We start from the raw sequence: 1,499 nt of genomic DNA, 5'->3' as shown, positions 1-1,499 counted from the left end.
GCGTACGGGAGCCCCTTCTCGTTGCCTACCGGACCGGTCGGGCCGTCAGCCGCCGAACTCCTCCAGGCCCTTCAGGGCCTGGTCGAGCAGCGCCTGGCGGCCTTCGAGCTCGCGGGAGAGCTTGTCGGCACGGGCGTTGTTGCCCGAGGCGCGGGCGGTGTCGATCTGACCGCGCAGCTTGTCCACGGCGGCCTGGAGCTGGCCGGTCAGCCCCGCGGCACGCGCACGCGCCTCGGGGTTGGTCCGGCGCCACTCCGACTCCTCGGCTTCCTGGAGCGCCCGCTCCACGGCGTGCACCCGGCCCTCGACCTTCGGCCGGGCGTCGCGCGGCACGTGACCGATCGCTTCCCAGCGCTCGTTGATGGACCGGAAGGCGGCACGGGCCGCCTTGAGGTCCCGCACCGGCACCAGCTTCTCGGCCTCGGTGGCGAGCTCCTCCTTGAGCTTGAGGTTCTCGCCCTGCTCCGCGTCCCGCTCGGCGAAGGTCTCGCCCCGGGCGGCGAAGAAGACGTCCTGCGCGCCGCGGAAACGGTTCCACAGCTCGTCCTCGGCCTCGCGCTGGGCGCGGCCCGCGGCCTTCCACTCCGTCATCAGGTCGCGGTACCGGGCCGCGGTGTCGCCCCAGTCCTTCGACCCGGAGAGCGACTCGGCCTCGGCGACCAGCTTCTCCTTGACCTTGCGGGCCTCCTCGCGCTGGGCGTCCAGCGAGGCGAAGTGGGCCTTGCGGCGCTTGGAGAACGCGGACCGGGCGTGCGAGAAGCGGTGCCACAGCTCGTCGTCCGACTTGCGGTCGAGCCTCGGCAGGCCCTTCCAGATGTCGACGAGAGCCCGCAGCCGCTCACCGGCGGAGCGCCACTGCTCGCTCTGCGCCAGCTCCTCGGCCTCGGCGACCAGCTTCTCCTTGGCCTGCTTGGCCTCGTCGGTCTGCTTCGCCTTCTGGACCTTGCGCTCCTCGCGCCGCGAGTCGACCGTCGCGACGAGCGCGTCCAGCCGGGTGCGCAGCGCTTCGAGGTCGCCCACCGCATGGTGCTCGTCGACCTGCGTCCGCAGGTGGTCGATCGCCGCCGTCGCGTCCTTCGACGAGAGATCGGTGGTCTTCACCCGCTTTTCGAGGAGGCCGATCTCGACCACCAAGCCCTCGTACTTGCGCTCGAAATAAGCCAGCGCCTCCTCGGGCGTACCGGCCTGCCACGATCCGACGACCTGCTCGCCCTCGGCAGTACGCACGTACACGGTGCCCGTCTCGTCGACACGGCCCCACGGGTCGCTGCTCACAGCGCCTCCTCCACCTGATGCCTGCGAGGGGGTGGGCCCCCCGGGCATCGTCCACAGTTTCCTGGGGCGGGCAGCGCCCGCCCTGCACCCCGCCAATCTAGGCGACCGGCGGCCCGGCTGTCCGCACTCAGCACGGCTGGATTTCTCCGGTCCGGGCCGTTCCGGGCCGCTTCGGGCGTTCGTACCGGGCATTTTCGACAACACGGAGCCCCGGCGGCCGGTCC

1 protein-coding gene is annotated in these 1,499 nt (G+C 71.8%); it reads right to left on the bottom strand.

Going from position 1 to position 1,499, the window contains the following annotated elements:
* Window positions 1-45: 45 nt before the first annotated feature.
* Entirely contained in the window at window positions 46-1,275 is a 1,230-nt protein-coding gene (locus ACFWEP_RS34620; protein WP_328722748.1) for a DUF349 domain-containing protein, read from the bottom strand.
* Window positions 1,276-1,499: the final 224 nt, after the last annotated feature.

The organism is Streptomyces sp. NPDC060198 (assembly GCF_042728415.1).
Taxonomy (GTDB): Bacteria; Actinomycetota; Actinomycetes; order Streptomycetales; family Streptomycetaceae; genus Streptomyces.
This window is presented reverse-complemented; position numbering and strand designations above follow the sequence as displayed.